Annotated in this window: 6 protein-coding genes; 2 read left to right on the top strand and 4 right to left on the bottom strand. The window is 50.5% G+C overall.

Going from position 1 to position 7,729, the window contains the following annotated elements; translation table 11 throughout:
* The coding region (locus VSS37_RS15860) for a DUF4214 domain-containing protein (protein ID WP_324696771.1) at window positions 1-263 on the bottom strand (263 nt) is incomplete at its 3' end.
* 571 nt (window positions 264-834) lie between these two features.
* On the opposite strand from VSS37_RS15860, the gene VSS37_RS15855 reads away from it, so the two are divergent.
* Window positions 835-1,527, top strand: coding sequence for a Crp/Fnr family transcriptional regulator (locus VSS37_RS15855; protein ID WP_324696769.1), 693 nt, complete (start codon window positions 835-837; stop codon window positions 1,525-1,527).
* A gap of 11 nt (window positions 1,528-1,538) precedes the next feature.
* Here the strand turns inward: VSS37_RS15855 and VSS37_RS15850 are convergent, their stop codons facing one another.
* The 3 genes from VSS37_RS15850 to VSS37_RS15840 form a co-directional block, all read right to left on the bottom strand.
* Window positions 1,539-2,651 carry a hypothetical protein gene (locus VSS37_RS15850; RefSeq protein ID WP_324696767.1) on the bottom strand — a complete coding sequence of 371 codons (1,113 nt, stop codon included), beginning with the start codon at window positions 2,649-2,651 and terminating at the stop codon, window positions 1,539-1,541.
* A gap of 223 nt (window positions 2,652-2,874) precedes the next feature.
* Complete coding sequence (locus VSS37_RS15845) at window positions 2,875-4,830, bottom strand: CHASE2 domain-containing protein (RefSeq protein WP_324696764.1); 1,956 nt, start codon at window positions 4,828-4,830, stop codon at window positions 2,875-2,877.
* Window positions 4,831-4,853: 23 nt separating this feature from the next.
* A complete protein-coding gene (locus VSS37_RS15840; RefSeq protein ID WP_324696762.1) occupies window positions 4,854-6,752 on the bottom strand; it encodes a FecR family protein in 1,899 nt (632 codons plus the stop codon).
* Window positions 6,753-6,871: 119 nt separating this feature from the next.
* On the opposite strand from VSS37_RS15840, the gene VSS37_RS15835 reads away from it, so the two are divergent.
* Window positions 6,872-7,729, top strand: an 858-nt coding sequence (locus tag VSS37_RS15835) for an MBOAT family O-acyltransferase (RefSeq protein WP_324696759.1), incomplete at its 3' end; no start/stop codon positions are given.

The raw sequence follows: 7,729 nt of genomic DNA, 5'->3' as shown, positions 1-7,729 counted from the left end.
TTCAGTTCGCCTACCCAGTAAGCAACACCGGCAGGTTCACCTTCACGACCCAGAACGTTCTGATAGATAGTTTTTACGAAGGTTTCGGTATCGACGCCTGCGTATTTGGTTTGGGTTTCAGGTTGGTCAAAGAAGCTTTGGGCAATCTGCTCCAGGCTCAGGCCGGAGTTGTTGACCCAGTAGCTCAAGCCAGCGCCGTCAGGTGCGCGGTCAAAAGTAGCAATGTACAGTTTAGTTACATTGGCATTGGTTGCGACTGTCATTAGAGTGTTACTCCTTAAAAATTGACTTGGTTGAGAACAGTTTTTGGACATCAGTTATTTGTATGTTGTCCATGACGCATAAGTTATCAATATGGACGCTGTTCTTATGTGATTCGAATCACAAAAAATAATTTATTTGCCAGTTTGCCTAAAATTTGATTAATAACATCTATCCAACACTTCTGTTTTTGTCAGGAAAGTGAGGCATAGCTAGGGGTTAAACGCTTCAACAAAATAGAAAAATTCTTTTTTGTAACAATAAATTGACGACAGACTCCCTACTATCCAACATTTAATCGCTCAAATTGTGATCAATTTATTGTATGACCGTACACTTACTAAGCAGACAACCCGAAACGGACTATAGCTGGCGCATAATGGCGAAATGCGGTATACCATTTCACAATATTTTACGGGATTGCATCAGACAGAAACCCTTCTTTAAATTGGTGGCGGGTGGCTATAGCCAAAAAGGTTCCTGTCGGAACGCAAATGAACAAAACTTATCGTACAATATCGGCTATGCTTGGCTTAGGATGTAAAACGACACGCGGCATGGGGTCTATAGCACATGATCAAACCTTTACACACCAAATTACTGGCGCAGGTTCCCTTGCTCGCTGGTTTACCTGATGACCTGATGGAATCCCTGACGAAAGCATGCCGCTTTGAGCAAGTCAGCAAAGGCGACTATATCTTTGAAAGAAACGACACCTCCCGCCGCCTCTATTTCCTGTTGAGCGGACAAGTGCGGATGCTGGATATGAACCGGCAAGGCCAAGAAGTCGCGTTGGCGATTATTGACGCCCCCATCCATTTTGGTGAACTGGCGGTCATTGACGGCTACCCCCGTTCGGCGGCGGTGCAAGCAACCGCCCGTAGCGAAATCGCATCCATCAGCCCCAAGGACGCGGAAGCCCTGATTTATAACGTACCATTGGTCTCACGCCGGATCATGCAGAACATGGCGGCCATCATCCGTAAAAACAACTGGCATCGGCTGGTTCTTCAGCAGCAAAACATCGCCAACCGGCTGGCTGCATACTTGACGGCGCAGATCCCCCCCGAAGCCAGGCCTGACCAGATTATTTGTATCAGGAACATGCCTGCGCAATACGATCTCGGCATACTGCTTGGCACGACGCGGGAAAGCATTTCCCGCGCATTGGGCATGCTATCAGATGAAGGGTTGATCAAACGTGAAGGTAAAAGCCTCTACCTGACCAATGTGGAGGGATTGCGGCGGATGCTGGATGAAGAATAAAAGGGGTTGACTCAGTCCAATTCCCAACGGACGCCTGCAGTCGCTTCCACGGAAGAAGTTTCAAACAGCTTGATGGATGAATCGGCCTTGCGGGCCAGAAAATTGGCTTCATACGTGATGCGGTTGCCAACAGGCCAAGACCAGCCAATATCCAGCACTTGTTGCTCAAGGTTACGCTTTTTCTTTCCAAAGGCTGCTGCATAGGATTCGGCGTCACGCTGTTGGCTATAGCCGTAGCTTGCCGCAATGGCATGCCTGGGCCGAGGCTCCAGCGCCACCCGCAGGCGCACCGAAGTTTCCTGATAATTCGCCAACCGTTCACTGGATTCTGGCCATTGGTAGCCAACGTCCAAACCGACACCAAATTTACGTCCGGGCTTGTCGGCAGTGAGTGGGACTGAAAGGTTCACCTTATGAAAACGGGAGTCGGTGTCCTCAACCGTCTTGTAGTCACTGTCTGTCAATTGATAGCTGAGTTTCACTTTTCGGCCAAACATTTTGGGTAAAATCTGAGTCCCAAACGCCATATCCTGACGATAAAGCCCCCCGCCGAGATAAAAACTTCCGCCGGACAAAACAATGGAAGTATCCAACTTTGCCGCCGCCCCTTTTGGCCTAACATCCAGGCCGCCTCGTAATGTCCCCAGATCATACTCCGCCCCCAGATGGTTATCACGCAGACTGCCCATCAGCCGGAAAGTGCCATCCAGTGTTGTTGAAGCAGGCAGGTCATGCTGGTAAGCGGCTTCCACATCCGTAAAGCTCCCGCCATGCGCCTTCGCTTTCTCCGCCAACACATAAGTGGCGTTGTCCACGCCGAAAGTCAAGGTGTCAAAATGCAAGCCGCCATTGACATTGTCGCCCACCCCCACCGACGCCGCCACCTGCAACTTCGGAGGTGGCTTCTGCGGTTGAAGCCTTTGCATGGAAGAGCGGAATGTCACTTCTTTACGCAACTGTGGAATTTTATCCAGATGGCTGTTGATGGTTTCCAGTACCTTGGCTGCTTCGGCGGGATCAGGGATAGTGGTGGCCGCCGCTTTCACTTCCAGCAACAGTCTTTCAGATTCATCAAATTCGCCAAGGCTGAAATGCGTCAGCGCCAAATCCAATTTTCCTGCCATACAAAATGGATCCCGCCGCACCACGCCTTGCAGCACCGGTTTTGCCTCCGCGAAATAATGCTGGCTACGCAATTGAAGGCCATAAGCATAATCAGGATCCTCTCCGCAGGAAGCAGCAAAACCTAACGCTGGGTAAGCAACCAACGTGGTATAAACCCCAATAAACATTTTTGAAGACATCAAGGGCGTCGTCCTTTCATCAGCCCAAAAACAGAAAGACTTTTTATTCCATCCCGCTGCTATTCAAGGCAAAAATTTTGATTTTATGGGTAAGCTTTTTGATTTCTGTGAAACCCAGATCAATACTCATCGAATCCGGCAGACGGCTGGCCGTCTCTTCACCAAGCAGTATATCACGCTGATAGCGCCGCGTAAGCTGTTGAATGGCTGACGCCGTATTGACCACGGATCCCATGACCGTATAAGTGTGACGCAATGAAGAGCCCAGGTTGCCAACCACCATGGTTCCACTATTGATACCGACCCCTAACCTGATGCTGATTTTCTTTTCTACAAATACGGTTTCATTCAGCTGCCTGACCGCCTTTTGCATAGCATCCGCAGCCTTGACAGTGTTCAGTGCATGATGCTGATCTGGCAATGGGGCACCCCAGAATGCCATGACGGCATCCCCCATATACTTATCCACCGTCCCGCCATGCCGGTGGATCACCTCCGTCAAACTGGAAAAAAGCTGATAGGTAATATCAGCCACCGCTTCCGGATCCAAGGACTCCGCCATTGAGGTGAAACCATACACGTCGGCAAACAACACTGTCATATCCCGGCGCTCGGCCTTGAGCCAGTCCGTGCCAGTACGGTCATTAGCCAAACGCTGCACCACCACTGCCGGTAGGTAGTAGCTGAACATCTTGCGCACATGCTGATGGCGGGCGTTAATCTCCAACAAGTCAGCAACAATGCTATAAGTCATAACCGCAAGAATCAGCAAAGCAGGCGGCAGGAAACCAATGGCAAGATTAAATTTAGACCACAATAGGTAGTTGAACCCACTCCAAATCATGAGCAATAACGGTGCCGCCACCAACATTCCCCACACACCAGAACGCCCCGCCAACCATAACAAGGCTGTCAACAACACCAATGCCCCAAGCTGTAGCCATTTCTCATTGGCAGGTTGAATTTTGAATTGCTGCTGCTGGTCAAGAATCCCACCCAGCAAGGCACTCAGCAAGGCGGCATGCACCTCCACCCCTGGCAACGCTGTTGTCAGCGGCGTGGCGACAGTATCCGCTTGCCCAGTAGCGGATGTCCCGATCAGGACAAACTTGTCAGCCAACGCATCAAGTGGATACTTTTTCTCCAGTATGTCAGCGGCGGATACGCGGCGATAGGCACTGAAGCGGTTTCCAGCGCTATACGGGATCAGGACATCGCCATAGATGCTGACTGGCATGTACATGAGCGAATCAGGGGCACCCAATCGCAGCTTGGGGGAATCCAGCCAATTATCCAAGCTGTTATCCCAATACAAGGAAGAAGCGCCAAAATACTGGCGTGCAACCGTCATGGAAAGCGTGTCGTAAAATTGCCCGTCCCATTGGAAAATAGGGCTGATGCGCCTGACCTTACCATCCAGGTCGCGGTTCGGTGAAATATGCCCCACAGCCGATTCGGAACCAAGAAAATCGGCAAGATTGCCGACGTAGCCCAATGCCTGCCCCCACCATGCGTGTTCTGGCGAAATGCCTCCAATTCCTTGCAAGTCCACCCCTTTGCCAGGCTCGCCGCTACGGGATTGGGGTTCCCCCTCTTTGAGTTCGGTTTGTAGCGACAACGCCATAACAGGTGGATATTGGTGGAAAATATCGATTAATCGCTGGTCGTTCGCCTGCCCATTGCAAACTTGATCCACGAACATCACATCCAGCCCTACCTCCGCCACTTGATAATCCAACTTTAGATTGGCTATCAGTTGAGCAAACTTATCCCGTGACCAAGGCCAACGTTCCACCCGCTTCATGCTGTCGTCGTCAATATCGACCACCACAACACGCGGATCATTCACTTCAGGGGAAGTTGAGAATTGCATTCTCAGGTCATAAGCGATGTATTCCAGGCGCTTAAGGATGGAGGGGCGGAAAACTGGTTGCGTAAAGACATACGCAACCAGCATGAGCAGGATGAAAACAATGGAAACTGAACGATACCTAAACAATCAGCCGCCCCTTTCCACCTCTTCTATTTGACAAAGCTTGCGGCACCAACAATACCCGTGCTCTCCTGATTAAACAGATAGCCCGCATGGCTAGCCCCATCTGCCACTTCGCCATAGACTGTCATATTGGTATCAACGATACCCTCACGCAACATCCCAGTATTGGGGTTAAGTGTGCCATTAGCTTTCAGGTGCTCCGTGCCATTGGCCAAAGCACTAGAACTCACATCAAGACTGGTCTTGAAACTATTCTGGTCAAAGTTGACGGTGAGGGCAGGATTACTGACACTAGCGTCCTGCAGAACCTTTCCCGTCAATACATGTGCTTCCGCCTTGTCTAGCTTGAAACTGATCTCCCCTGTTTTGGGCAACACAGGAGCCGCCTTCTCAGTAGAGGCCAATATCATAACTTGGTTGCCACCTATTTGTCGGCCTTTGCTATTGAGATACTGTATGGTCTGCTCCACATTCCCCTTCTCTACATAGTCAGACCAGCGCCCCCAATAAAATGGCTGCGCCTTGGCTTCGACAGGTGGGGTTGAAACAACAGGGACGGTCGGCGCTGTTTCTCCCGCTGCCTTTTCAACTTCTTTGAGCGTACTGTCCGTAGCTGCTTGGGTAATGACACGGCTGGCCAATTCAGACGTTACCGATTCTTTCGCCCCAACTTCTGCGGTCACCGGTGCAATGGAGGCAACATCAACGGTTGCGCCTGCGCTGGAGGTCGCCACATTGGTGGCGCTAACAGCAGAACCAGCACTTGCCGTGGAGGTGGAAGGTGTTACGAACGTCACCGTCGTCCCTCCCGTAGTCGTCACTGTAGTCGTTGCATTAGATGCTGTTGGACTAGACGTTGTAGAATATGTAGACCCCGTAACGACAGTTCCGGCTGTAGTCCTGCTATCGCTAGCTACTGTCGACCCTGTGGATGCCGTTGTCCCGGTGGTTTTGCTCTCATTCGTCGTTGTTCCTGTTGTCGTGGCGGCCGTGGATTTGCTTTCTCCTGTTGAACCGGAGCCTGATGTCGAAGTGTTTGAAGCTGTCGTTGAGCCTGTAGAAGTTTTTGATGTGTCACTGCTGGTTGTCGTGGCGGCAGTTTTCGTATCTGTTGAGGAAGCGTCTTTCTTCCCATCGGTCGTTTGGCCACTAGCCGTATCGCTTGTGGTCGTTCCGGAAGTTTTCACTTCCGCTGCTGGTGCAGCACTGATAACAACAGGCGTTTCTTTAGCCTGTTTCAAACTTTGGTCTTCAGCCGGATGAGCAGGCTCAATCTTGTCAGGAACGATCGCTGCACTTGCCTTGCTGACGCGGGTCGCTTTCTGACGCGCGGCGCTAACTTCCGCCAACAAGCCCGGATCCCGGTCTGCCAAGGTGACGGCTTGCCCATCATTACATATCCCCAGCGTGTAGGGGCTGCAAGTGTCAGACAACGGGGTCATTGCGATGCCGCCCTGACGCAGGTCGACAACGGAAGAAATGGCATCCGTATAAACGATGAAATCAGTGCCCCGGATACCGATAGCTGCTACAGGCGTATTCAGACGAAAAGCCGAATGGTTCTCTTCCCCACCCTTGCCAGTGACAGAACGCACAACCCCATGCTGCACGTCGATCCGGATCTTGGTGTTGGCGGGATCATCCAGATCAACCGTATAGAGCGCCACTTTGGCAGATGATGTAGGACGTAGGCTTAAAAAAGCCCCATCAATCATGCGGATGTGCAGATGCCCCACATTGCCAGTTGATAATGTCTGGCCAATATAGATGGGTGAGCCTGCCTGCAATTTTATCTGGTCAGCATAGGCGTCGCCTGTTGAAAACAGAACCTTCCCGATCGGCTGGTCTGGGGCATTGGGCTGCGCCATCGCCAGCGCGCCAAACATGACCAGAAAGATAAAAACGATTGCCCGGATCAGTTGCATTGGATACCTCCTGCAAACCATAGAACCACTCCTGTTTAATAGGGTACTATAAGTATAGATACTTATTATGTGATGTTGATCACATAAAATGAACAAATTGCCCTGATAAAAAACCCATCATGCTATTCAATTCTTATGCTTTCCTGTTTCACTTTCTTCCTGTGACATTGACTGGCTTTCTCTTCCTGTTTTATATCAACAGGAAAGATTTGGCCTTAAGCTGGTTGACACTCGCATCCTTGTATTTTTACAGCCAATGGAACCTGTGGAACCTGCCGTTATTGCTGGCGTCCGTAACCGGCAATTTTTTCGTGGGGCGGCTAATCGGCCAAGGAAAACGCTTTGCTTTGCCGCTTGGCGTCGGTTTTAACCTGCTATTGCTAGGTTGGTTCAAATATGCTGTATTTGTGACCAGCATCTTCGGTGGAAGTTCCGTGACGGAAGTTGCCCTGCCGCTGGCGATTTCTTTCTTCACCTTTCAGCAGATTGCCTACTTGGTCGACATTCACCGCCAAACCATAAACCCGTTCAGATTTCCCCAATATCTACTGTTTGTCAGTTTCTTCCCGCACCTGATTGCGGGGCCGATAATGCACTACCGTGAAATGATGCCGCAGTTTACACAACTTTCCATTACAAGAACACATTTATGGACGGCTGGCCTGGGAATAAATTTTTTCAGCATTGGCCTGTTCAAAAAAGTGGTGCTAGCTGATCATTTTGCAACTATCAGCGATCCGGCTTTCGCCAATGCCGCTACCGCCCAACCGCTGGAAACGATAATTGCCTGGCAGGGCATGTTGGCTTACACATTTCAGATTTATTTTGATTTTTCCGGTTATGCAGAAATGGCCATCGGCCTCGGCTTGCTGTTTGGCATTTGGCTGCCCATCAATTTCAACTCGCCCTACAGGGCGACCAGCATCACTGATTTCTGGCGGCGCTGGCACATTACACTATCAGGCTTCTTGCGTGAC

The sequence above is a fragment of the Candidatus Thiothrix phosphatis genome (assembly GCF_035668035.1).
Classification (GTDB): Bacteria; Pseudomonadota; Gammaproteobacteria; order Thiotrichales; family Thiotrichaceae; genus Thiothrix; species Thiothrix phosphatis.
Note: the sequence above shows the minus strand (reverse complement) of the source record. Positions and strands in the feature narration are given on the sequence as shown.

Bases quoted from the DNA above. Each gene is read 5' to 3' on its own strand.
- VSS37_RS15850 (WP_324696767.1), bottom strand. From the start codon at position 2,651: ATGGCAGGAAAATTGGATTTGGCGCTGACGCATTTCAGCCTTGGCGAA.
- VSS37_RS15855 (WP_324696769.1), top strand. From the start codon at position 835: ATGATCAAACCTTTACACACCAAATTACTGGCGCAGGTTCCCTTGCTC.
- VSS37_RS15840 (WP_324696762.1), bottom strand. From the start codon at position 6,752: ATGCAACTGATCCGGGCAATCGTTTTTATCTTTCTGGTCATGTTTGGC.